The 22,043-nt window shown below is 64.2% G+C and carries 20 protein-coding genes; 6 read left to right on the forward strand and 14 right to left on the reverse strand.

Features of this window, described 5'->3' with window-relative positions; all coding sequences use genetic code 11:
• Nucleotides 1–65: 65 nt before the first annotated feature.
• Complete coding sequence (locus AC6LJY_RS17600; protein ID WP_104143391.1) at nucleotides 66–1,262, forward strand: M20 aminoacylase family protein; 1,197 nt, start codon at nucleotides 66–68, stop codon at nucleotides 1,260–1,262.
• 3 nt (nucleotides 1,263–1,265) lie between these two features.
• Here AC6LJY_RS17600 and AC6LJY_RS17605 read toward each other — a convergent pair whose 3' ends face one another.
• Nucleotides 1,266–2,159 (reverse strand): LysR family transcriptional regulator, encoded by an 894-nt coding sequence (locus AC6LJY_RS17605; protein WP_046804298.1) that lies wholly within the window; start codon nucleotides 2,157–2,159, stop codon nucleotides 1,266–1,268.
• A 120-nt stretch (nucleotides 2,160–2,279) separates the two neighbouring features.
• Here AC6LJY_RS17605 and AC6LJY_RS17610 point away from each other — a divergent pair, with 120 nt between their 5' ends.
• The 4 genes from AC6LJY_RS17610 to pagP all read left to right on the forward strand — a co-directional run bounded on the left by AC6LJY_RS17610 (nucleotide 2,280) and on the right by pagP (nucleotide 6,087).
• Nucleotides 2,280–3,374, forward strand: coding sequence for a YeiH family protein (locus tag AC6LJY_RS17610; protein WP_219991700.1), 1,095 nt, complete (start codon nucleotides 2,280–2,282; stop codon nucleotides 3,372–3,374).
• Nucleotides 3,375–3,479: 105 nt separating this feature from the next.
• Nucleotides 3,480–3,890, forward strand: coding sequence for an acyl-CoA thioesterase (locus AC6LJY_RS17615; protein WP_046804300.1), 411 nt, complete (start codon nucleotides 3,480–3,482; stop codon nucleotides 3,888–3,890).
• 10 nt (nucleotides 3,891–3,900) lie between these two features.
• Complete coding sequence (mgtE, locus tag AC6LJY_RS17620) at nucleotides 3,901–5,373, forward strand: magnesium transporter (RefSeq protein WP_046804301.1); 1,473 nt, start codon at nucleotides 3,901–3,903, stop codon at nucleotides 5,371–5,373.
• Between the two features lie 159 nt (nucleotides 5,374–5,532).
• Nucleotides 5,533–6,087, forward strand: a complete 555-nt coding sequence (gene pagP / locus AC6LJY_RS17625) for a lipid IV(A) palmitoyltransferase PagP (protein WP_046804302.1) — start codon at nucleotides 5,533–5,535, stop codon at nucleotides 6,085–6,087.
• A gap of 16 nt (nucleotides 6,088–6,103) precedes the next feature.
• Here pagP and AC6LJY_RS17630 read toward each other — a convergent pair whose 3' ends face one another.
• The 9 genes from AC6LJY_RS17630 to AC6LJY_RS17670 all read right to left on the reverse strand — a co-directional run bounded on the left by AC6LJY_RS17630 (nucleotide 6,104) and on the right by AC6LJY_RS17670 (nucleotide 16,702).
• Nucleotides 6,104–6,715 (reverse strand): gamma-glutamylcyclotransferase, encoded by a 612-nt coding sequence (locus AC6LJY_RS17630; protein WP_046804303.1) that lies wholly within the window; start codon nucleotides 6,713–6,715, stop codon nucleotides 6,104–6,106.
• Between the two features lie 162 nt (nucleotides 6,716–6,877).
• Nucleotides 6,878–7,336: an Lrp/AsnC family transcriptional regulator gene (locus tag AC6LJY_RS17635; protein WP_046804345.1), complete on the reverse strand. Its 459-nt coding sequence runs from the start codon at nucleotides 7,334–7,336 to the stop codon at nucleotides 6,878–6,880.
• A 78-nt stretch (nucleotides 7,337–7,414) separates the two neighbouring features.
• Nucleotides 7,415–8,197 (reverse strand): SDR family oxidoreductase, encoded by a 783-nt coding sequence (locus tag AC6LJY_RS17640; protein WP_046804304.1) that lies wholly within the window; start codon nucleotides 8,195–8,197, stop codon nucleotides 7,415–7,417.
• A 140-nt stretch (nucleotides 8,198–8,337) separates the two neighbouring features.
• Nucleotides 8,338–10,032 carry a thiamine pyrophosphate-binding protein gene (locus AC6LJY_RS17645; RefSeq protein ID WP_332612998.1) on the reverse strand — a complete coding sequence of 565 codons (1,695 nt, stop codon included), beginning with the start codon at nucleotides 10,030–10,032 and terminating at the stop codon, nucleotides 8,338–8,340.
• A 59-nt stretch (nucleotides 10,033–10,091) separates the two neighbouring features.
• Nucleotides 10,092–11,078 carry a tripartite tricarboxylate transporter substrate binding protein gene (locus AC6LJY_RS17650; protein ID WP_104143384.1) on the reverse strand — a complete coding sequence of 329 codons (987 nt, stop codon included), beginning with the start codon at nucleotides 11,076–11,078 and terminating at the stop codon, nucleotides 10,092–10,094.
• A complete protein-coding gene (locus tag AC6LJY_RS17655) occupies nucleotides 11,078–11,830 on the reverse strand; it encodes a GntR family transcriptional regulator (protein ID WP_498136449.1) in 753 nt (250 codons plus the stop codon). Before AC6LJY_RS17655 ends, AC6LJY_RS17650 begins: the two co-directional genes overlap by 1 nt.
• A gap of 239 nt (nucleotides 11,831–12,069) precedes the next feature.
• The gene (locus AC6LJY_RS17660) at nucleotides 12,070–12,789 is read right to left on the reverse strand and encodes a VOC family protein (protein WP_046804308.1); all 720 of its coding nucleotides are present in this window, start codon (nucleotides 12,787–12,789) and stop codon (nucleotides 12,070–12,072) included.
• Between the two features lie 15 nt (nucleotides 12,790–12,804).
• Nucleotides 12,805–15,540 carry a preprotein translocase subunit SecA gene (secA, locus tag AC6LJY_RS17665; RefSeq protein WP_046804309.1) on the reverse strand — a complete coding sequence of 912 codons (2,736 nt, stop codon included), beginning with the start codon at nucleotides 15,538–15,540 and terminating at the stop codon, nucleotides 12,805–12,807.
• Between the two features lie 175 nt (nucleotides 15,541–15,715).
• The gene (locus AC6LJY_RS17670) at nucleotides 15,716–16,702 is read right to left on the reverse strand and encodes a M23 family metallopeptidase (protein WP_046804346.1); all 987 of its coding nucleotides are present in this window, start codon (nucleotides 16,700–16,702) and stop codon (nucleotides 15,716–15,718) included.
• 127 nt (nucleotides 16,703–16,829) lie between these two features.
• On the opposite strand from AC6LJY_RS17670, the gene AC6LJY_RS17675 reads away from it, so the two are divergent.
• Nucleotides 16,830–17,237, forward strand: coding sequence for a DciA family protein (locus AC6LJY_RS17675; RefSeq protein WP_006217476.1), 408 nt, complete (start codon nucleotides 16,830–16,832; stop codon nucleotides 17,235–17,237).
• A gap of 204 nt (nucleotides 17,238–17,441) precedes the next feature.
• Here AC6LJY_RS17675 and lpxC read toward each other — a convergent pair whose 3' ends face one another.
• The 4 genes from lpxC to AC6LJY_RS17695 all read right to left on the reverse strand — a co-directional run bounded on the left by lpxC (nucleotide 17,442) and on the right by AC6LJY_RS17695 (nucleotide 22,039).
• A complete protein-coding gene (lpxC, locus tag AC6LJY_RS17680; RefSeq protein WP_046804311.1) occupies nucleotides 17,442–18,365 on the reverse strand; it encodes a UDP-3-O-acyl-N-acetylglucosamine deacetylase in 924 nt (307 codons plus the stop codon).
• Between the two features lie 241 nt (nucleotides 18,366–18,606).
• Nucleotides 18,607–19,791: a cell division protein FtsZ gene (ftsZ, locus tag AC6LJY_RS17685; protein WP_046804312.1), complete on the reverse strand. Its 1,185-nt coding sequence runs from the start codon at nucleotides 19,789–19,791 to the stop codon at nucleotides 18,607–18,609.
• 192 nt (nucleotides 19,792–19,983) lie between these two features.
• A complete protein-coding gene (gene ftsA / locus AC6LJY_RS17690) occupies nucleotides 19,984–21,210 on the reverse strand; it encodes a cell division protein FtsA (RefSeq protein WP_006217473.1) in 1,227 nt (408 codons plus the stop codon).
• A gap of 4 nt (nucleotides 21,211–21,214) precedes the next feature.
• On the reverse strand, nucleotides 21,215–22,039 hold the full coding sequence (locus AC6LJY_RS17695) for a cell division protein FtsQ/DivIB (protein WP_046804314.1): 825 nt from the start codon (nucleotides 22,037–22,039) through the stop codon (nucleotides 21,215–21,217).
• Nucleotides 22,040–22,043 lie beyond the last annotated feature (4 nt).

A 22,043-nucleotide genomic window follows, 5' to 3' on the forward strand; every position in this document is an offset into this window, starting at 1 on the left:
CATTAAATAGATTTTTGAATGATGATAACCTTGTTGCGTTCCCTTTTTTCGCCCGACCTTTCCCCATGAAACTGCTCGAACCCATCGTCGCCTGGCACCAGGATATTTCGAAGATCCGCCGCGACATCCACGCGCATCCCGAACTGGCTTTCGAAGAATTCCGCACCGCCGACGTGGTGGCGGCCAAGCTTGAAGAATGGGGCATCGAGGTCGACCGTGGCTTGGGCGGCACGGGCGTGGTCGGCATCATCCGCGGCAACCAGCCCGGCGATCGCGCAGTGGGCCTGCGCGCCGACATGGACGCGCTGCCCATGCAAGAAGTGAATAGCTTTGCGCACGCCAGCAAGAACGACGGCAAGATGCACGCCTGCGGGCATGACGGCCACACCGCGATGCTGCTGGCCGCCGCGCAATACCTGGCGCAACACCGCGATTACGCCGGCACCGTCTATGTGATTTTCCAGCCGGCCGAAGAAGGCGGTGGCGGCGCCAAGCGCATGATCGACGACGGCCTGTTCAAGCGCTTCCCCATGGAAGCCGTGTTCGGCATGCACAACTGGCCCGGCATGAAGCCCGGCCAATTCGGCTTGACGCCCGGCCCCATCATGGCGTCCAGCAACGAGTTTTCGATTGTCGTCAAAGGCAAGGGCACCCACGCCGGCATGCCCAACCTGGGCATCGACCCGGTCATGGCCGCTGTGCAGTTGGCGCAGTCGTTGCAGACCATCATCACGCGCAACCGCAATCCGCTGGACGCCGCGGTGCTCAGCATTACGCAGATCCATGCCGGCAGCGCCGACAACGTCGTGCCCAACCACGCTGAACTGCGCGGCACCGTGCGCACGTTCACGCTGGACGTGCTGGACCTGATCGAACGCCGTATGGAAGAGATCACGCGCCACACCTGCGCCGCCATGGATTGCGAGGTGGAGTTCACGTTCCAGCGCAACTACCCGCCCACCATCAACCACGCCGAAGAGGCCGCGTTCTGCGCCGAGGTGCTGCGCGACATCGTGGGCGAGGCCAACGTCAACGACCACGTGCAGCCCACGATGGGCGCGGAAGACTTTGCGTTCATGCTCCAGGAACTGCCGGGCTGCTACGTCTGGATCGGCAATGGCACGGGAGAACACCGCGACAGCGGCCACGGCCTGGGCCCCTGCATGCTGCATAACGGCAGCTACGACTTCAACGACGAACTGCTGCCGCTGGGCGGCACGTATTGGGTCCAGCTGGCCTTGAAGCGCTTGGCCAAAGCCTGACCGCTACCCGCCGTCCGCCGCCCCGACCGCCAGGCACATCGCCAGAAAGCGTTCAGCGGCGCGGGCGGCCGCATCCGCATGCGGCACCAGGATGCTCAGGGTGCGCGTCAACGGCCGGGGCAACAAGCGCAGCGCCGCCAGGGCGCCGTCTTCATGCCGCATCGACATGACGGACACAAAGCCCACGCCCAGCCCCGCCCGCACCGCCTGCTTCACCCCTTCCACCCCTGCCAATTCCAGACCCACCGACGGCGCCAGCCCGGCATCGGCGAAGGCGCGCTCGACCAGCCGACGCACGCCCGACCCGGGCTCGCGCATGACCAGGGCAGACGCCGCCAGATCACGCAAGGTCACCGCGCCCTTGGACGCCAGCGCGTGGTCGGCGCGCACGATCGCCACCACTTCGTCCTGGCGCCACGCATGTACGGCCGTGTCGGCGGGCAGCCCCGAGGGCACATCCCCTTCAATAAAAGCCAGGTCCAGCGCGGGCAAGCGCTCGACGATTTCGCGGGTGTTGCCATCTGACAGATGCAGGCTGACCGCCGGAAAGGCGGAACGGAAGTCGGCCACCAGCCGGGGCAGCAGATAGCTGGCGGGCGTGGTGCTGGCGCCCAGCCGCAACGCGCCCGTTTCCAGCCCGCGCCACGATTCGCGCACGGCCTGCGCCTGCCGGTACACCTGCCGCAGCTGCCGTGCCTGTTCGGCCAGACGCTCGCCGGCCTCGGTCAGCGCAATGCCATGGCCGCTGCGCCGGTACAGCGGTTCGCCAAACCAATCTTGTAGCGCACGCAACTGCCCGGATACGGCCGGCTGAGACAAATTCAGCACCTGCGCCGCGCGGCTGATGTTGCCGGTATCGGCCACGCAGGCGAATGTGAGGAGCTGGTCAGGGGTCATGGATTGCGGTGCTTATTATCAGAATTTCCGATATTACATATCCAAATTGAAGATTTTTCAAATAACGACCCGCGACTTAATATTTCGTCTAGTTATTTAGATATGCCGCAAAGGCCCGTCATGAGCACCTCTTCCAGCACCGCCGTTCCCCTGCCCGCCTCGGCGGCACCTGCCGCAACCGCCGCCCCCACAGCCACCGCCACACCCTGGCGCGACAAGCTCAATGGCGTGTTGTTCGTCGGCCTGATGGCGGCTGCCGTGATGCAACTGGCGGACTTGCCGGCCATTCGCCAGCTGGGCTTTTCGCCGCTGGTCGTGGGCATCGTCTGCGGCATGCTGTATGGCAATTTCCTGCGCGGCACCATGCCGGCGGACTGGGGCGTGGGCGTGAACTTCACGGCGCGCCGCCTGTTGCGCATCGCCGTGGCGTTCTACGGCTTGAACATCAGCATCCAGCAGATCGCCGCCGTGGGCCTGCCCGGCCTGGCCGTGTCGGTCGCGGTAGTGCTGGGCACGTTGGTAATCGGCACGGTCGTGGGGCAACGCCTGCTTGGCCTGGACCGCGACACCGCCATGCTGACCGCCGCCGGCAGCGCCATTTGCGGCGCGGCGGCGGTGCTGGCGTTCGAACCCACGCTGCGGGCGGCGCCCCACAAAAGCGCGGTCGCCGTGGCCACGGTCGTGCTTTTCGGCACGCTCTCCATGTTCCTGTACCCCATTCTTTATCACGCGGGCTGGCTCGGCCTGGACACGCAGGCGCTGGGCATCTATATCGGGGGCACCATCCACGAAGTGGCGCAAGTGGTGGGCGCGGCCAGCAATATCGACCCGGCCACCACCGAAGTCGCCACCATCGTCAAGATGACCCGCGTGGCGCTGCTGGTGCCGGTGCTGCTGGTGTTGGGCATGTACCTGCGCAGCGCGGCCAGCCAGTCGGGCGGCCAGGCCAAAGGCGGCAAGCTGCCCATTCCGTGGTTCGCCGTCGGCTTCCTGGTGCTGGCCATCATCAATTCGCTGAACATCATCCCCGCCGACGCCATCGCCGCCATCCGCCGCCTGGACATCTTTGCGCTGACCATGGCCATGACCGCCCTGGGCATCGAAACGCGCTTTGCCCAGATCAAGAAGGCGGGCCCCCGCGTGATGGCCCTGGGACTCATTCTGTATGCCTGGTTGTTGGTTGGCGGCTACGGCATCGTGAAGTTGGCGACCTGATTTTCAGGCCGTCGCGGCAAAGCGCCGTGACGGCCTGCGCCGCGCACGCCGCTGTCTCGTTTTTCCTGCATAATCGGCTGGTTCCCATGCATTGGAGTCGGCCGCATGACCTCCAGCCCGAAAACCCCGTTTACGACTTTGCCCGCCAATCGCGACGCGGTATTGCGCGTCATGCCGATGCCGGCCGACGCAAATATCCACGGGGACGTTTTTGGCGGATGGATCATGGCCCAGGTGGACATCGCCGGCTCGATTCCCGCCGCGCGCCGCGCCGCCGGCCGAGTCGCTACCGTGGCGGTCAACGCCTTCCAGTTCAAAGAGCCCGTCTTCGTGGGCGACCTGCTCAGCTTTTACGCGGCCATCGTCAAGACCGGCACCACTTCGGTCACCGTGTCCGTCGAGGTCTACGCGCAGCGCCAACGCCTGGACGCTGAAGTCGTCAAGGTCACCGAGGCCACGCTGACCTACGTCGCCACCGACGAAGCGCGGCGCAGCCGCCCCCTACCTTCTCTTTGAGCCGTAACGCATGACGCAGTCCGCCGCCGCGCAGAAACCGCCCGCGACGCCCCGCCGCCTCGACCCGGAAGACGCCCAGACCGCCCTGGCCGAAGTGCAGGAACGCCTGCGCCGCCAGCAGTTGGTGGCCGACCTGGTGCATCGCCAGGAAGAAGGCGATGCCAAGGCGCCGCTGGTCGAAGACCTGGTCCACCGCCAGCACGAAGCCGAACTCAAGACGCTGCTTGACGGCCTGCACCCGGCCGACATCGCCTTCATCCTGGAATCGCTGCCCAAGGACGAACGCCAGGCCATCTGGAAGCTGGTCAGCCCCGAGCACGACGCCGACGTGCTGCTGGAAGTCGAAGACTGGGTGCGCGAATCGCTGATCGAAGCGATGGACCGCCAGGACCTGGTTGCCGCCACCGGCAACATGGACGCCGACGAGTTGGCGGACCTGGCGCCCGACCTGCCGCCCGACGTGGTGGCCGAAGTGCAAAAGGGCCTGACCGAAGAAGAACGCGCGCAGCTGCTGGAAGCCATGGGCTATCCGGAAGACAGCGTGGGCGCGATCATGGACTTCGAAATGGTCCGTGTGCGCGAGGACGTCACGCTGGAAGTGGTGCTGCGCTACCTGCGCCGCCTGCACGAGCTGCCCGATCACACCGACCAGATCTTCGTCGTGGACCGCCAGGACAAGCTGCAAGGCATTCTGCCCTTGTCGCGCCTGTTGGTCAGCGAACCCGAGACCGAAGTGCGCGCCGTCATGAACTCGGACTTTCTGGCGCTGAACCCGCTGGATTCCGACGCCGACGCCGCCGGCGCGTTCGAACGCTACGACCTGGTGTCCGCGCCGGTGATGGACGACCAGGGCCGCCTGATCGGCCGCGTCACCATTGCGGACGTCGTGGACGTGATGCGTGAAGACTCGCAAGAACAAGCGCTGTCGCGTGCCGGTCTGCAAGAAGAAGACATCTTCGCGCCCGTCACCACCGCCCTGCGCAACCGCGCGCCCTGGCTGCTGTTCAACCTCTGTACCGCCGCCACGGCGTCTTTCGTGGCCTCACAATTCGAAGGCACGGTCAGCCAGATCGTGATCCTGGCGTTTTTGATGTCGATCGTTGCGGGTATCGGCGGCAACTCGGGCAACCAGACCATGACGCTGATCATCCGGGCGCTGGCCATGGGCCGGATCACCGGGCGCAACCTGTGGCAGCTGGTCAAGCGTGAGCTTTTCGTGACGTTGCTGGTCGGCCTGTGCGGCAGCCTGGTGGCGGCGCTGTTCGCCTGGGTCATCTCGCATTCGCTGTCGATCGCGCTGGTGATGATGGCGGCGATGATCTGCAACATGCTGGTCGGTGCATCGGTGGGCGTGCTGGTGCCGATGGTGCGCGCGCGGTTCGGCAAGGACCCTGCAATGGGGTCGTCGGTCCTGCTGACGTTCGCCACCGATTCATTGGGCTTCTTCATCTTTCTGGGCTTGGCCACGATCTTCTTGCTGTAGCTCGGCCACCACAGAAAATTCTTGTTTTTGCGCTGGTGTGCCGCCCCCTTCCTGGGGCGGTGGCTACGCACGCCGATGCATGACAGCCATCTGACAGGGATGCAGCGATGACTACATGTACAGTCATCGAATTGTCATCTTTACCCCTGTTTACCCGCAATGAACGCCAAATTTCGGGCAGCGATTCTCTGTCTGCTGCTCTCGACTTTCACCGCCGCCGCGCAGGCCTGTGAAGGCCTGCCCTCGTGGGCGCAATCCGCTTGCAATCGCCTGGATCAGATCTGGACCGAAGGCGGCCACGACCTCTACGTTTCCGGCTACGCCTGGCACAACCGCGCCACGTACAGCAAAGAAAAAATCGACAGCTTCAACGAGCTGGCATGGGGCGGCGGCTATGGCCGCAGCATCTATGACGAAGACGGCGACTGGCAGGGCCTGTACGCTATGGCGTTTCTGGATTCGCACAGCAAGGTCGAGCCCATCGCCGGCTATGGCTTCCTGAAAATTGGACAGGTCAGCGAGAACTTCCGGTTGGGCGCGGGCTATACCGTCTTCCTGACCGCGCGGCACGACATCATGGGCTACGTGCCGTTTCCGGGCATCCTGCCGCTGGTGGGCGCGGGCTACAAAGACGCGATGTTCTACGCGACCTATATCCCCGGCGCGTCCGGCGCGGGCAACGTGCTGTATATGTTCGGGCGCTGGCACTTCTAGGGCGCCACGCGCAAGCTTAAAACGCCTGGCCCAGCCTGCGCACCAGATCGCCCAGCCGCCAGTCGTCGATCCCGTGGGCGCGCAACGCGCGTTCGGTTTCCACCACGTAATCCAGGCAAGGCCCCGAGTGCCCCACGGCACTGCGCACGGACGCGATCAGGCGATCGTCGCAAAGATCGGCGGCATATTCGTCGCAGGCGCGATTCAGCAGGAATACCAGCCCGCGCACCGGCGCGGATTCGGTGTGGCAAGTCAGCCAGCGGGGCGTATAGGCGCCCGTCACCATCTCGCGGCGCCACAGCGCCTGGAACACGTCGGGCACATCGGCGGCGGCGATTTGATAGGCCACGCCCCGGCAGCAACCGCCCCGGTTCAAGCCGAACACCAGCCCCGGGTTGTCAGGAGAACCACGATGATCGCGCGACCACAGGCACAAGGACCGGTGATAGCCGCGCACGGTTGCCAGGCGGCGTTCGCGCCACGCAAAGCCGGGATGCCAGATCAGGGAACCGTAGGCGAACACCCACAAGTCGTCGACACCGTTCCAGCCGGCCAACAGGTCGTCCACCGATAGCGCTTGCCGCGTTTTTTCCAGACCGGCACAGCCGGCGGGTACTGCGAACGACATAGGGTCCTCTGATATCCCGATTCATTCCCCAGCAGGGAATGAGCGATATCCTACGCCGACGGCCGCGCAAAAGAATTGCGAGATAGGCGTTTTGCAACGCGCCGAAAGAAATTTGCATCCGCCCTAACTGCCCGCAATGAAAAAAATTTGCGCGGCGCGTTGCTACACCGCGTCCAGCGGTAATTCGGTGGTGCTTTTGATGATTTCCATCGAGAAGCTGGCGCTGACGTCCAGCAAGTCCACGGCGCCGATCAGCCGGCGGTAGAAGCGGTCATACGCCGCCATGTCCTCGACCACAACCTTGAGCAGGTAGTCGATGTCGCCCGCCATGCGGTGAAATTCAACGACATTGGGCAAGGCCATGACTGCGTTGATCAGGCTTTGCGTCCATTTTTCGTTGTGCTGGCTGGTCTTGATCGAGACAAAAACGGTCAGGTTCAACCCCAGCGCGCGCGGGTCCAGCAAGATGGCGTTGCGCGCAATGACCCCGTCGTCCTTGAGCTTCTGAATTCGCCGCCAGCATGGTGTGACCGACAGATTCACCTGTTCGGCGATTTCCGCGACCGAGCACGTGGCGTCCTTTTGCAGCAACCCCAATATCTTGATGTCGGTCTGGTCCATGGGCTTTTTCTCGAACGGCATGGGTGCCAATCTTGCCTGTTAGTCCCGCGCGCGTCCAGCGCGAGACCCCGCTTGCGCCTAGTACGTGCCGGGGTAGCCGCCGCCATCGATCAGCACGCTTTGTGCGGTCATATAGCCGGCCTGCGCCGAGCACAGATACGCGCACAGCGCGCCCACTTCCTCGGGCTGCCCGTAACGCCCTGCCGGGTTGCTGCGCGCGCGTTCGTCCCACAGTTGCTCGAACGTCTTGCCGCCAGCCTCGTCCAGCATGCCCTGGATGTGGCGAATCTGTGCATCCGTGGCGAAGGCGCCGGGCAGCAGGTTGTTGATGGTGACGTTGTGCCGCACGGTCTGGCGCGCCAGGCCACCCACGAAACCGATCAGCCCCGAACGCGCGCCGTTGGACAGGCCAAGTTCCGCATGCGGCGCCTTGACGCTGCGCGACACGATATTGACGATGCGGCCAAAACGGCGCTCGACCATGCCGTCCACCACGCGCCGGATCATGTCGATGGGGCCCAGCATCATGGCGTCCAGCGCCGCGATCCAATCGTCCCGGGACCAATCACGAAAATCGCCGGGCAGCGGGCCGTCGGCGTTATTGACGAGGATGTCCGGATGCGGGCACGCCGCCAGCGCCGCATCGCGGCCAGTTGCCTGGGTCAAGTCGGCCGACACCCAGCCCACGCCGATGCCGGTTTCCTTCGAGATCTCGGCGGCTGCCTGCTCAAGCGTCTGCGGGTTGCGTGCCGCGATTGTCACCGCCACGCCCTCGCGCGCCAGCTGCAAGGCGCACGCGCGCCCCATGCCGCGGCTGCCACCAAACACCAAAGCCGTCTTGCCACTGATCCCCAGATCCATGCCCGATTCCCCGTTGATGTGTTGCAGACCGCGCGGCGTCGCCGCGCCAAAGCGGATCAGTATAGGACCAGCGGCAGTGCGCGCAGGCAAAAAAAAGGGCCCCGAAGGGCCCTGGGTACCGCTGCGCGATCAGGCGCGAATCAGCCCATCCACTGGCTGACCGGCGCGGCCGCGTCCTGCAAGGGCTGCGCCACCACGTCGATCAGCGCCGGGCCGTCATGTTCCATGGCGGCCTTGATGGCGGCGTCCAGCTTGGCGGGATCTTCGACGCGCCATGCCTTCACGCCATAGGCTTCGGCAATGCGGGCATGGTCGGTGCGGTTGAAGTCCACGCTGTAGTAGCGCTCGTCGTAGCCGGCCTTCTGGCTGGCCTTGATCCAGCCGTAGACGGAATTGGAAAACACGATCATCAGCAACGGCGCCTTGTGGCGGACGATGGTTTCCAGTTCGCCAACGGTAAAGCCGAAGCTGCCGTCGCCCATGACCGATACGCATTTGGACTGCGGGCGGCCCACCCACGCACCCAGCGCGGCCGACATCGAGAAGCCCAACGCGCCATGTGCGCGGTTGGTAATGAAATGCCGGCCGGGGCGCGACACGTCGTAGTACGCCGAAAAGTACGGGCAAGGCGTGCCCGGGTCCGCGCACACCACGGCATCGTCGGGCAGCAGCCGGTTCAGCGATTGCACGACGCGCTCGGGACGAATCGGGGCCTCGAGGCTGTTGGCCAACGGCTCCAGCTGCGCGCGACGCGCGGCCTTGGCGCGGCCGGCCAGCACAGCGCCATCCACGGCGTCCGAATTGCGGTGCGCCAGACGCGCCTGTACTTCGGCGCCCAGGGCCTCCAACGCCAGCTTGGCGTCGCCCACCAGGCCCACTTCGGTCAGGTAGTTGGCGCCGATCACCATCGGATCGACGTCGATGTGCAGGATCGGCACGTCGCGGTTCGGGAAGCGCCAGTGTTCCGTGGACGTGGACCCGGCCCGGCAGCCCACGAACAGCACCACGTCGGCCGCGGCGACCACGTCGCGCGTGGCCATCACGCCGCCGTTGGAGCCGACCACGCCCGCGTTCAGGGGATGCGTGTCGGCCAGGCTGCCCTGCCCGCTCACGGTCACGCACACGGCGGCCTTCAGCGCTTCGGCCAATTCCTGCAACGCGCCGCTGGCGCCGGCGATGACCACACCGCCACCGCAGATGATGACGGGCGACCGCGCGCCCACCAGGCGCTGCGCGGCACGCGCCACGTCCGCAGGGTCCGGCGCCACGCGCATGGCGGGGAAGCGGCCGTGTTCGGGCTGCGCCCAGATGTCGGACGCGTCCACTTGCTGCTTCATCACGTCATACGGAAAGCACAGGTGCGCCGCGCCGGGCTTGCCGGTCGTCATGGCGCGGAACGCCGCGCGCACCATGCCGGGGATCTGGTCGGCGCGGTCGATCGTGCGGTTCCACTTTGTCAGCGGGCGGTACAGCGCTTCCTGGTCAAGTTCCGTCAACGGATACTTGCCACGCGAACCCACGGCGACGTCGGACGTAATGCCCAACACCGGAATCGACGATTCATTGGCTTCGACCAAACCGGGCAAGAGGTAGGTGGCGCCGCCACCGCTGGGGCCTTCACACACGCCGACCTTGCCGGTCACGCGCGCATAGGCGTCGGCCATGTAGCCCGCGCTACGTTCGTCGCGCGTCAGGATGTGCTGCATGCCGTGATCCAGGCGGTACAGCGCGTCGTAGAACGGCAGGCTGGTGTCGCCGCACAGGCCAAAAATATGTTTGACGCCGTTGTGTTGCAGCATCCGCACCATGGCTTCGGCGCCGGTCAAATTTTCCATGTCATCTCCACGAGTATCGCGGACGGGACCGGGCGGCGCGCCGCCCGGTTTACCGTCGCTCAGTTATCCAGATTGATGTTGCTGCTCTTGATGAAGGCGCTCCAGCGGTCGTATTCCGACTTCACGTAGGCGTCCAGTTCGGGGCCGTTCGACGCCACGATTTCGAAGCCCGCTTCCGTTACCTTCTTCTTGATGTCCGGGTCAGCCAGCACCGCCTTGAAGTCGGCCGTCAGCTTTTTCACGGTCGCGTCGGGCGTGCCCTTCGGGGCGAACATGCCGCTCCAGGAATACGCGACAAAGCCCGGAAAGCCCGATTCGATCACCGTCGGCACGTTGGGCAATTCAGGCAGGCGCTTTTCGCCGGCCACGGCCAGGGGCTTGATCTTGCCGCCCTGGATCTGCCCGCGCAGCGCCGCAAAGCTCAGCCACGTCATATTGGCCTGCCCGCCGACCACGGCCTGGATGGCCGGGCCGCCGCCGCCATACGGCACATGCAGCAGTTCAACCTTCGACAGGCGCTTGAGTTCTTCGGGCGCCAGATGGTTCAGCGAACCCACGCCGGTGGACGCGTAGTTGAATTTGTTGGGCGATTCCTTCGCCGCTGCGGCCAGGAACTCTTTCAGGTTATTGCCGGGCACATTGGGATTGGCGCCGATGACCAGCGGAAAACGCACGGTCTGCGAGATGGCAACAAAGTCCTTGAAGGTGTCGTAGGGCAGCTTGGGCTTCACGGCCGGGTTGATGCCGTGATTGTCGAAGCTGACCAGCAACGTATTGCCATCGGGTTCGGCGCGCGCCACGAAAGCGGTGGCGATCTGGCTGGCCGCGCCGGGGCGGTTTTCAACCACGACCGCGCGCCCACCCAGTTGCTGGGACAGACGCGGCTGCAAGATGCGCGCCAGGATATCGGTGCTGCCGCCCGGCGGGTACGGCACCACCAGGATCAACGGCCGTTCTTCGGCGGCGACGGGTGCGGCCACCATGGCGCCCCCGGCGGCAGCCAGCGTGCATAAGCCCGCCAGGATCCGCTTCATTGTGTGAGTCATTATTTTTCCCCTGCTGTTGTGGTGTTGGCCGGCACTACCGTGGCGGGTTCGGCCTGGTCCCGCATGTAAATCGTAGAAAAGCCTGTGCGTATCACGTCGGTGATCTGATCCAGGCGGCGTCCGATATGCGCGCCCATCAGCGCGGGCAGCGCATCCATGTCGCGCTGTTCCAGCGCCTGCACGATGCGCAGGTGTTCGGCCTGGGTGTGGCTGCGCCGGCCCTGCTGCATATCGATCCAGCGCACGAAGTGAATCCGGGCGTTGACGCTTTCCAGCGCCCGCACGAATTCTTCATTGCGCGACAGCCCCGCCAGATGCAGGTGAAACGCTTCGTCCAGTTCCAGCAAGCGGGTGGCGTCGCTGTCTTCCGGCACATCGCGCGACCGCTCGACAAATGCCCGCAACTGGGCCAGTTCTTCATCGCTGGCACGCTCGCACGCGGCGCGCACGATGCCCGCTTCCAGCACCGAGCGGTATTCGTACAGGCTGTGAATCTGCTTGGCGTCCAGCAAGCGGGCGATAAATCCGCGGTTGACCGAGCGGGTCAGGAAGCCTTCAACCATCAACTGGTTCAGCACCTCCCGCAGCGGCGTACGGCTGACGTTCAAACGGCGCGCCAGCTCAACTTCGTTGATGCGTTCGCCGGGCTTGAAATCAAAGCGCACCGCCATCGCCTTGACCGCGCCGTACAGCTCGGCCTGGCCCGCGGAGGTGCGGGCAGCGGGACGATGGACGGTGGGCGACTGCGTCATGGAGCGAAATCCGGCTGGCAAATAGAGGAGATCGGGCTGGGGAAATGCGGCGAGATGAAGTGCATACTAAAGTGCATACACTTTGCCTTGCAAGCAGGGTTTGCCCGCAAGAGACGGGCGCGGGCGCTGCGGGCCAAAAAGGGGACGCAACGCGACACGGCTGCGAAAAAAGCAGCCCTGGATCACAAGTGTGGAAGTCAGAAAACGGGCGCGGCGCGACCGACACGCCCGTTGGGAAGCTACAGGCCGGTGTCCAGCGTGTAGTGGGCGCCGTCGCGGTTTTCCAGCGTCAGCGTGGACAACACCGGCGTCACCGCTGCCGCGTCTTGCTGAACGTGAATGCGCAGATTGGCCAGCGGCACGTCCCAGCCGCCCGAAGCGGCTTCGGCGGACACGTCCGCCACCCGCGCCAGGCGCTCGGCCACCGCTTGCGCATCCGCCGCGCGCGCGTCGATGCGAATCAGGCTGCGCGCGCCATTAGGATGCGCCATCAATGCCGGCGACCACACGCATTCCGGCGTCAGGTGTCGGCAGAAATACATGCGGATGCCGGGCAAGGGCTGCTCGGCAAAACGCACGGTATGGAACTTGGCCTGCACTTCCTGGCCGTCCAGCATCGCCGGGCGGGTCAGTTCTTGTACAGGGTTCACGGCGAACCCGGCTGCCTTGAGCCGTTCGTAGGTGGCGTCGGCGTCATAGGTGCGAAACACCAGTGCTTCCAGCCCGAACGGCGAATCCGCGATTTCCTTGCGGGCGGGCGGCGCCCCCGGCGGCCATCCCAGCAATTCCACATACGTGCCTTCCAGCACGATCAGCCGATTGCAGGACCCCAGGTTATGCACCGCCTTGTCGCTCAGGTGAAAGCCCTGGCGTTCAAAGTGCGGCGCCAGCGCATCCAGCCGGTCGCGCACCATCACGACGGCGTGGTCGAATTCGGTGCGGCCGACAGAATGCAGCATGGCGTTATCCCCTGATCAGACCAGCTTGCCGTGGCACTGCTTGTACTTCTTGCCGCTGCCGCACGGGCACGGGTCGTTGCGGCCGACCTTGGGCAGCGCGTTGCGCACGGGCTGCGCGCTGTCGTCCGATTCCGTCTGGGCCAGTGCCTCGTCGTAGTCGGAATGGTGGTATTGCACGTTTTGCACGTGCGATTGCGCCGCTTCCGCTTCGGCTTGCTCGACCTGCTCGGACGACTGCACGCGCACCGTCATCAACACGCGCACGACGTCGTCGCGAATGCGATCCAGCATGCCCGAGAACAGTTCGAAGGCTTCGCGCTTGTATTCCTGCTTGGGGTTCTTCTGCGCGTAGCCGCGCAGATGGATGCCCTGGCGCAGGTAGTCCAGCGACGACAAGTGTTCGCGCCAGTGCGTGTCGATCGATTGCAGCATGATCGAACGTTCAAACTGCGACCACGACTCAACGCCCACCTGGTCAACCTTGGCCTGGTACGCATCGCGCGCCGCGGCCACCACGCGTTCGCGCAGGTCTTCGTCGGTCAGGTTGGATTCCTTCTCCAGCATTTCCGTCAGCGGAAGGTGCAAGTGCCAGTCGGCTTCCAGCGCCTTTTGCAGGCCGGGGACGTCCCACTGGTCTTCGACCGATTCCGGCGGCACGTACGTGTTGAACAGTTCGACCACGGCGGCATCGCGCAGGTTGTTCACCGTGGCGCTGACGCTGGCGGCTTCCAGCACGTCGTTACGCTGCGAATACAGCACCTTGCGCTGGTCGTTGGCAACGTCGTCGTATTCCAGCAATTGCTTGCGGATGTCGAAGTTGCGGCCTTCCACCTTGCGCTGCGCGGTTTCGATCGAACGCGTCACCATGCCCGCCTCGATGGGCTCGCCCTCGGGCAGCTTCAGGCGTTCCATGATGGCGCGCACGCGGTCGCCCGCGAAGATGCGCATCAGCGAGTCTTCCAGCGACAGGTAGAAACGGGACGAACCCGGGTCACCCTGGCGGCCGGCGCGGCCACGCAGCTGGTTGTCGATACGGCGCGATTCGTGGCGCTCGGTGCCGATGATGCGCAGGCCGCCAGCGGCCTTGACCTGCTCGTTCAGCGGCTTCCATTCAGCGCGGATCTTCTCGATGCGCGCATTCTTTTCGGCTTCCGACAGCGATTCGTCGGCGCGGATCAGGTCGACCTGCTTGTCCACACTGCCGCCCAGCACGATGTCGGTACCCCGACCGGCCATGTTGGTGGCGATGGTGATGTGACCCGGCTTGCCGGCTTCGGCGACGATCTCGGCTTCGCGGGCGTGCTGCTTGGCGTTCAGCACTTCGTGCGGCAGCTTGGCCTTTTTCAGCAGGCCCGACAGCAGCTCGGAGTTTTCAATGCTGGTCGTGCCCACCAGCACGGGCTGGCCGCGCTCGTGGCAGTCGCGGATGTCTTCGAGGATCGCGTTGTACTTTTCCGGATCGGTCTTGAAGACCTGATCGTTCTGGTCCTTGCGAATCATCGGCTTGTTGGTCGGGATGATGACCGTTTCAAGCCCGTAGATTTCCTGGAATTCGTACGCTTCCGTATCGGCCGTACCGGTCATGCCGGACAGCTTTTCGTACATGCGGAAGTAGTTCTGGAACGTGATGGATGCCAGCGTCTGGTTCTCGTGCTGGATCTTCACGCCTTCCTTGGCTTCAACCGCCTGGTGCAGGCCGTCGGACCAACGGCGGCCCACCATCAGGCGGCCCGTGAATTCGTCGACGATCACCACTTCGCCGTCCTGCACCACGTATTGCTGATCGCGGAAGAACAGGTTGTTGGCGCGCAAGGCCACCATCAGGTGGTGCATCAGGGCAATGTGGCGCGGGTCGTACAGCGATTCGCCTTCCGGCAGGATGCCCAGGCGGGCCAAAATGGCCTCGGCATTCTCGTGACCGGCTTCCGACAGGTAAACCTGCTGGCTTTTTTCGTCGACCCAGTAATCGCCTTCGGGTTCCGGCTCTTGCGGCTTGGGCTCGCTGGCCATGCGCTTGAGCAGCGGCGGCACCGCGTTCATGCGGATGTAGAGCTCGGTGTGATCCTCGGCCTGGCCCGAAATGATCAGCGGCGTACGGGCTTCGTCGATCAGGATCGAGTCCACTTCGTCGACGATGGCGTAGAACAGCACGCGCTGGCGGCGGTCCTCAACACGGTATTCCATGTTGTCGCGCAGGTAGTCGAAGCCGAATTCGTTATTGGTGCCGTAAGTGATGTCGGCGGCGTAGGCGGCCTTTTTCTCTTCGTTAGGCTGCTGCGGCACCACCACGCCCGTGGTCATGCCCAGGAAGTGGTACAGGCGCCCCATCCATTCCGCGTCACGGCGGGCAAGATAGTCGTTCACCGTCACCACGTGCACGCCCTTGCCGGCGCATGCATTCAGGTAAACGGGCAACGTCGCCATCAGCGTTTTGCCTTCCCCCGTGCGCATTTCGGCAATCTTGCCGCTGTGCAGCGCGATGCCGCCCAGCAACTGAGAGTCGAAATGGCGCATCCCGAACACGCGCTTGCCGGCTTCGCGCACGACGGCGAAAGCTTCGGGCAGCAGGTCGTCAAGCGACGTACCTTGGGCGTATCGGGATCGGAATTCGTCAGTTTTGGCCGCCAGCTCCGCATCGGAAAGCGCGGAAATCTTGGGCTCGAGCCCATTGATCTGGGTTACCAGCTTGCGATACTGCTTAAGCAGCCGGTCGTTGCGGCTACCTATGAGTTTTTTGAGCAGAGAAACCATGCGTATGTCGGCCGCACGAGCCACGCCGCGCCTGCAAAGGGCAAGGGCAGCGCCTCCCGTGACTTTGATTTATTGGTTGAGCGGGGGTCCGCTGGGAAACGAACCAGTTTAACGCACCTGGCGCGTAATAGCCTGGCCCTATGGCCAGAGTGCTGAAGATGACCGGTTTGACCGGTCAGCGCGCCGCAGGTTCAGTCGCGGCGGCCTGGGCCACGGCGGGCGGCGCGTTCTGCTGCGATCCCAGGAACAAACGGGGGTCCAGCGGTTGTCCGGCAAGGCGGACCTCAAAGTGCAGATGCGGGCCGGTCGAACGGCCGGAACTGCCCACGCGAGCCACTTGCTGGCCGCGTTCCACTAGTTGCCCCTGCTTGACCATCAGCGACGACGCATGCGCGTAGCGCGTGATCAGGCCGTCGCCATGGTCGATTTCGACCATATTGCCAAAGCCGGGCTGGAACTTGGCTTCCAGCACCACGCCGCCGGAAGCGGCCAGGATCGGGGTGCCCGAAGGCGCCGCGAAGTCCAGGCCTTCGTGCATGGCGGTGCGACCCGTCACCGGATTGCGGCGCCAGCCGTAGGAGGAACTCAGATAGGGATAATCGGTGATGGGCATCGCCGTGGGCATGCGGGCCTGGTCGGCCGACCGCTTGGTCAGCGCCGCGTCCAGCAGCTTCAGGTTGTCGGATTGCTGCGCCAGCCGCGCCTGGATTTCGTCCAGCTGGCGGCCCAGCGCTTCGGCGGACGCCGCGCTGGGCGGCGGGTGGTCGGTGAACAGGTCATCCATGACCTGGGTCGCTTCCGGCTGGGTCAGCGCTTCGGGCTGCGCCACGGCCAGTTGCTTGGCCAGTTCCGGGTCGGTGTACGCCACGCCCGCCACCTTGGCCACGCGCTGACCCAAGCCGTCGATGCTGACCAGCTTGGCTTGCAGGGCGCCTACCTTGGCGGCCAGCAAGTTCATGTTTCCACGCAGGAAATCGGTATCGCGACCCGGCTGTTGTGCCAGCGGCCAGCCCACGGTGTGTACCGCCGGCAGGATGGGAGTAAGGTAGCGCTGTAGCGCGGCGCCGAAGATGGCGGCTGTCATCAGAGCGGCCCCAAGCAGCAACGCCAGCCGCGCGCCACCCAGGGTGAAATGCCCGTCCCGCCCGTCGCGGGCGTGCATAATCACGATTTTCAAGATTGCTTCCTAATTCTCTAGAGCCGGGATGAATAGACCCACTTCATACCGTCAACGTTCCAGTTCCAGCCGGCGGAAAGAAAATACCGCTCTGGGATGGCTGGGTCATGACATGCGGGGCGCCGGAGTGTTGGCGACTGCCCGCAAGCACTTGCAAATTCAGTATGCGGTGGCGGCGGTTCTGCCCGCCCCGCTAGGTGCCGTCTGCCAGGTGGGCAAACTGGAAAACCAGTGCCTGCATCTTGTGGTGCCCAGTGCCGCGCACGCAGCCAAGATGCGTCAGTTGGCGCCGCGCGTGGCGCGTGCCCTGGCCGATCAAGGCTGGAACCTTAACGAAATTGCCGTCAAGGTACAAGCGGGGTTACCGAAGCCCGGCGCCCGTCAGCCACGCCCTCCCAAAGAGGCGCAACCCCTGGGCAATACCGCCTTGGGCGCGTTCGAGACGCTGCACGAAAAACTGCGCCCCGGCCCGTTGGCCGACGCGGTTGCCAAGCTCTTGAGGCATCACAAGAGTAGCTGAAGCTATCCGGCTTTGTCCGGCGCGCACGGCGCATGGAAACGAAGCGAAACCAAGTTCTTGTCGGACTACGACGATGGTTTGCAGCCGGATGGCGACTGTTGCATCAGGGGATGATGACCGGCCCCGCCCATTGGTCGGACAAGGCGGTAAACGGACGAAATCGGGGCATCGCGCCCCCGCCCGCATCCCGTCAGGAACCCGGCGTTACGCCAGCTTCCATTCGTGGCGGAAGGCTTGCGGCGCTTCAGCCTGCGATTCATAGGTGATCAGTTCCCAGGCATCTTGCTGCGCGAGCAGCGCACGGGCCAACTGATTGTTCAGGCCGTGGCCCGACTTGCACGCCACGTAGCGGGCCACCAGGGGCTTGCCCAACAGATACAGGTCGCCGATGGCGTCCAGGATCTTGTGCTTCACGAATTCATCGTCATAGCGCAGCCCGTCGCTGTTCAGCACCCGGTATTCGTCCATGACGATAGCGTTGTCCAGGCTGCCGCCACGGGCCAGGCCCATCGAGCGCAGCGCTTCCACTTCATTGACGAAACCGAACGTGCGCGCGCGGGCAATTTCACGCACGTACGAATGCGTGGCGAAATCGATCTCGGCGAAATTGGCGGTGGAATCAATGGCGGGGTGGCGGAAGTCGATCGAGAAGGCCAATGCGTAGCCTTCGTGCGGTTCCAGCCGCGCCCATTTTTCGTTGCGGCCTTCGCCTTCGCGCACTTCCACCGTCTTTTTGACGCGGATGAACTGCTTGGGCGCGTTCTGCTCGACGATGCCCGCCGAGCGCAACAGATAAACAAAGGTTGCCGCACTGCCGTCCATGATGGGGACTTCTTCGGCAGTGAGGTCGATATGCAGGTTGTCGATACCCAGGCCGGCCAAAGCCGACATCAGGTGCTCTACCGTGGATACGCGGACATTGCCCTGTTGCAGGACGGACGCCATGCGCGTGTCGCCCACGCCGGTGGCCTGAGCAGGCAGGTCCACGACTTCGGGCAAATCAACACGGTGGAAAACAATGCCCGTATTGGGCTGTGCCGGACGCAGGGTGAGCTCTACCCGCCGTCCGGAGTGGACGCCGACGCCTGTCGTGCGGACGAGATTCTGAATGCTGCGCTGTCGGAACATGATGCTTGGGTATTAGAGCCAGGAAGCCGGCACGAAGAGTACAGATTGCCGGCGTAACTGACGTATTGTAACGCTGTCCGATCCTTGGCGCCATCAAGCAACCCGGATCGACCGATACTTCCGTCCCTTTATAGAACCGTGCAAGGGAGACACGGACCGCTCCGCCTCCGGCTCGCCCGCGGGGACAAGCGAGCCGGAGATGAGGGAGTTGCGATTCAGAGCCTGTAGTCGGCTCTTTCGTTCAATCCGCCTGCTTGCGCAGGAATGCCGGGATGTCGAAATGATCCATGCCCGAGCTTTCCAACGCACGCACCTGGGCCGACGCCTGGCTGCGCGGGTTGCGCATGACAGACGGCATATCCAGATTGCGGTAATCGCCACCTTGACCAGCCGGCATCGTGCCCATGGGCATGTTGTCGGTACCGGTACGCAGCACTTCAGCCGTGCTTTGCACCAGTTGCGGACGCGCTTGCGCACGGCCCAGGCCGGTTGCAACAACGGTCACGCGCAGGTTTTCACCCATGGATTCGTCGTAGGCCGTACCGAAAATCACGGTCGCGTCGTCCGAAGCGTAGCTGCGGATCGTCTCCATGATTTCGCGCGTTTCGCGCATCTTCAGCGAGCGGCTGGCGGTGATGTTGACCAGCACGCCACGCGCGCCGTTCAAGTCCACGCCTTCCAACAACGGGCATGCAATGGCGTGCTCGGCGGCGACACGTGCGCGGTCCGCGCCCGATGCCGATGCCGTGCCCATCATGGCCTGGCCCTGCTCACCCATGATCGTCTTGACGTCTTCGAAGTCGACGTTGACGTTACCTTCGACGTTGATGATTTCGGCGATGCCCGCGCAAGCGTTGTGCAGGATATCGTCGGCCGAACGGAAGCAGTCTTCCTGCGTCGCGTCCTCGTCCATCAGTTCATAGAGGTTCTCGTTGAGGACCACGATGAGCGAATGCACGTGCTTGGCCAGTTCGGCAATGCCGTCCTCGGCCATCTTCAGGCGCTTGTTGCCTTCAAACGTGAAAGGCTTGGTGACCACGCCAACGGTCAGGATGCCCAGTTCCTTTGCTACTTCGGCCACGACCGGACCCGCGCCGGTGCCGGTGCCACCGCCCATGCCGGCGGTGATGAAGACCATGTGAGCGCCGTTCAGCGCAGCACGGATCTCCTCGCGCGCGGTTTCAGCCGACGCACGTCCTTGCTCGGGCTTGGCGCCCGCGCCCAGGCCGGTACGGCCCAAGCGAATCTGCACCGGGGCATTGGTTGCCGCCAGCGCTTGCGCATCGGTGTTGGCGCAGATGAAATCCACGCCGTGCACGCCGCTGCGAATCATGTGCGCGACGGCATTGCCGCCCGCACCGCCCACACCAACGACCTTGATTACGGTCCCTTTGGTGTTGTTCTCAAGCATCTCAAAGTTCATCATGATGACTCCCTCACAAGTCCGATTTTGCAAATCACAAAAATTCCCCAACAACCTATATTTTGTGAATCGCCTCAAAGCCGATGCCGACTGCTATGGTCCGCGACGGGTTTGAGACGCCTCCCCTTTCTGGTCCGCCCCGCGATACTGCCGCGACGCGTTCCAAGGAGCAGGCCCCAACCTGCCCCTTCCTCTTTAATTCATGAACCATTCCTTCATGCGCGCTAGCAGGCTTTTGAAATTGCCTGTCTGAGCGGCGACCTTGCGACCTCGCACACGCTGCATCCGTGCTTCCTGCAACAAACCCATGACCGTCGAGAAGCGCGGGTTGCGCATCACGTCGGCCAAGCTTCCTTCGTATTCGGGTACCGCCACACGCACCGGCTTGAGGAACACGTCCTCGGCCAGTTCGATCATGCCGGGCAGCTGCGCCGACCCACCGGTCAGGACAACGCCCGAAGCCAGCAGATCTTCGTAGCCGGAATCGCGCACCACCTGCTGCACCAGCGTGAACAGTTCTTCGACGCGCGGCTCGATCACGGCGCCCAATGCCTGGCGCTTGACCTGGCGCGGGCCGCGATCGCCCAGGCCGGGCACTTCGACGGATTCGTCCGGGCTGGCCAGCACCTGCTTGGCCACGCCGTAGCGCAGCTTGATCTCTTCGGCGTCCGGCGTCGGCGTGCGCAGCATGGCCGCGATGTCGTTGGTGATCTGGTCGCCGGCAATCGGCAACACCGCGGTGTGGCGAATGGCGCCGCCGGTGAAGATGGCGACATCGGTGGTGCCGCCGCCGATGTCCACCAGCACGACGCCCAGTTCTTTTTCGTCGGCCGTCAGCACGGCCAGGCTCGAGGCCAGCGGTTGCAGGATCAGGTCCTGCACTTCCAGGCCGCAGCGGCGCACGCACTTGACGATGTTCTGCGCGGCGCTGACCGCGCCCGTCACGATGTGCACGCGCACTTCCAGGCGCAGGCCGCTCATGCCGATGGGCTCGCGGATGTCTTCCTGGCCGTCAACGATGAACTCCTGGGTCAGCACATGCAGCACTTGCTGGTCGGTAGGGATGTTCACCGCCTTGGCGGTCTCGATGACGCGGGCAACGTCGGTGGCGGTGACTTCTTTGTCCTTCACAGCGACCATGCCGCTGGAATTGAAGCTGCGGATATGGCTGCCGGCAATGCCGGTGTAGACGTCGCGAATCTTGCAATCTGCCATCAGCTCGGCTTCTTCAAGCGCGCGCTGAATGGAATTCACAGTGGTCTCGATGTTGACGACCACGCCCTTGCGCATGCCGCGCGATTCGTGCTGGCCAAGGCCGAGCACTTCGAATCGCCCTTCGGGCAAAATTTCAGCCACCACAGCCACCACCTTGCTGGTGCCGATATCGAGGGCGACGATAAGGTCCTTGATGTCACGGGTCATGGCGTTAGCGTTTCTTGGGAGGTTTCGGTGTGGATTTGGATTTGGTTTCCGACGCGGGCAACGGAGCCAGCGCCAGGGCGAAACCATTCGGATAGCGCAGGTCGGCCTGCGTGATGGTGCGCCCTTCCAGGCGCCCCGACACGACGGGCCACGCCTGCACAAAGCGTTGAATACGAGCCGCGAACGGCAAGGCGCCGGGCAGGCCATGCGGGTCCGGCGCGTCGGCGCCCGGGTCGCGGCCCAGGTCCAGCAGCATGCCGTTGGACAGCACCACCCGCCAGGCATAGCGCGGGCTCAGCTCCAACTGTTTGACATGCATGTCCAGCGGCGCGAACCACCGCGCCAATTCGGCGTAGCGCTGCACCACCAGCGATTCCGTGCCCTCGGGGCCCGAGAACTGCGGCAGCACGGTTTCGTCGTCCACCTCGCCCGTGTTGGCCGTGAAAGCTTCGCCCCAGGTGTTGATCATCTGGTTTTCGTTCCACAGCGCCAAGGGCTGCTGCTCCTCGATCCGCACCCGCAGCACGTTGGGCCAGATGCGGCGCACGGTGGCATGGCGTACCCACGGCACCGACTCGAAGATCTCGCGCGCGTCGTCCAGGTCCACCGTGAAGAAGTTGCCCTTGAAGCGTCCCGCGATGGCCGAGCGCACCGCTTGCGGCGACACGTAGTGCAATTCGGTGTCCGGCATCGATTCCAGCTCGATGGCCGTCAGCGTGAAGAACGGGCGTTGCGCTACCCAGACCACGCCCGCGATCAGCATGGCGCAAACCGCCAGCACGGCTAGCGTGTTGGCGATCAGGTTGGTAGTGCGAGCGTCGTTCCACACGGAT

It is taken from the genome of Achromobacter sp. RT286_PF, from assembly GCF_059760425.1.

What these genes read in the sequence shown, in the direction of transcription:
- AC6LJY_RS17600 (WP_104143391.1), top strand. Translation starts at nt 66, where the DNA reads ATGAAACTGCTCGAACCCATCGTCGCCTGGCACCAGGATATTTCGAAG.
- AC6LJY_RS17645 (WP_332612998.1), bottom strand. Translation starts at nt 10,032, where the DNA reads ATGGAAAATTTGACCGGCGCCGAAGCCATGGTGCGGATGCTGCAACAC.
- AC6LJY_RS17635 (WP_046804345.1), bottom strand. Translation starts at nt 7,336, where the DNA reads ATGGACCAGACCGACATCAAGATATTGGGGTTGCTGCAAAAGGACGCC.
- AC6LJY_RS17660 (WP_046804308.1), bottom strand. Translation starts at nt 12,789, where the DNA reads ATGCTGCATTCTGTCGGCCGCACCGAATTCGACCACGCCGTCGTGATG.
- AC6LJY_RS17655 (WP_498136449.1), bottom strand. Translation starts at nt 11,830, where the DNA reads ATGACGCAGTCGCCCACCGTCCATCGTCCCGCTGCCCGCACCTCCGCG.
- pagP (WP_046804302.1), top strand. Translation starts at nt 5,533, where the DNA reads ATGAACGCCAAATTTCGGGCAGCGATTCTCTGTCTGCTGCTCTCGACT.
- ftsA (WP_006217473.1), bottom strand. Translation starts at nt 21,210, where the DNA reads ATGACCCGTGACATCAAGGACCTTATCGTCGCCCTCGATATCGGCACC.
- AC6LJY_RS17630 (WP_046804303.1), bottom strand. Translation starts at nt 6,715, where the DNA reads ATGTCGTTCGCAGTACCCGCCGGCTGTGCCGGTCTGGAAAAAACGCGG.
- AC6LJY_RS17610 (WP_219991700.1), top strand. Translation starts at nt 2,280, where the DNA reads ATGAGCACCTCTTCCAGCACCGCCGTTCCCCTGCCCGCCTCGGCGGCA.
- secA (WP_046804309.1), bottom strand. Translation starts at nt 15,540, where the DNA reads ATGGTTTCTCTGCTCAAAAAACTCATAGGTAGCCGCAACGACCGGCTG.
- AC6LJY_RS17650 (WP_104143384.1), bottom strand. Translation starts at nt 11,078, where the DNA reads ATGACTCACACAATGAAGCGGATCCTGGCGGGCTTATGCACGCTGGCT.
- ftsZ (WP_046804312.1), bottom strand. Translation starts at nt 19,791, where the DNA reads ATGATGAACTTTGAGATGCTTGAGAACAACACCAAAGGGACCGTAATC.
- AC6LJY_RS17670 (WP_046804346.1), bottom strand. Translation starts at nt 16,702, where the DNA reads ATGCACGCCCGCGACGGGCGGGACGGGCATTTCACCCTGGGTGGCGCG.
- mgtE (WP_046804301.1), top strand. Translation starts at nt 3,901, where the DNA reads ATGACGCAGTCCGCCGCCGCGCAGAAACCGCCCGCGACGCCCCGCCGC.
- AC6LJY_RS17615 (WP_046804300.1), top strand. Translation starts at nt 3,480, where the DNA reads ATGACCTCCAGCCCGAAAACCCCGTTTACGACTTTGCCCGCCAATCGC.
- AC6LJY_RS17640 (WP_046804304.1), bottom strand. Translation starts at nt 8,197, where the DNA reads ATGGATCTGGGGATCAGTGGCAAGACGGCTTTGGTGTTTGGTGGCAGC.
- lpxC (WP_046804311.1), bottom strand. Translation starts at nt 18,365, where the DNA reads ATGTTCCGACAGCGCAGCATTCAGAATCTCGTCCGCACGACAGGCGTC.
- AC6LJY_RS17605 (WP_046804298.1), bottom strand. Translation starts at nt 2,159, where the DNA reads ATGACCCCTGACCAGCTCCTCACATTCGCCTGCGTGGCCGATACCGGC.
- AC6LJY_RS17675 (WP_006217476.1), top strand. Translation starts at nt 16,830, where the DNA reads ATGCGGGGCGCCGGAGTGTTGGCGACTGCCCGCAAGCACTTGCAAATT.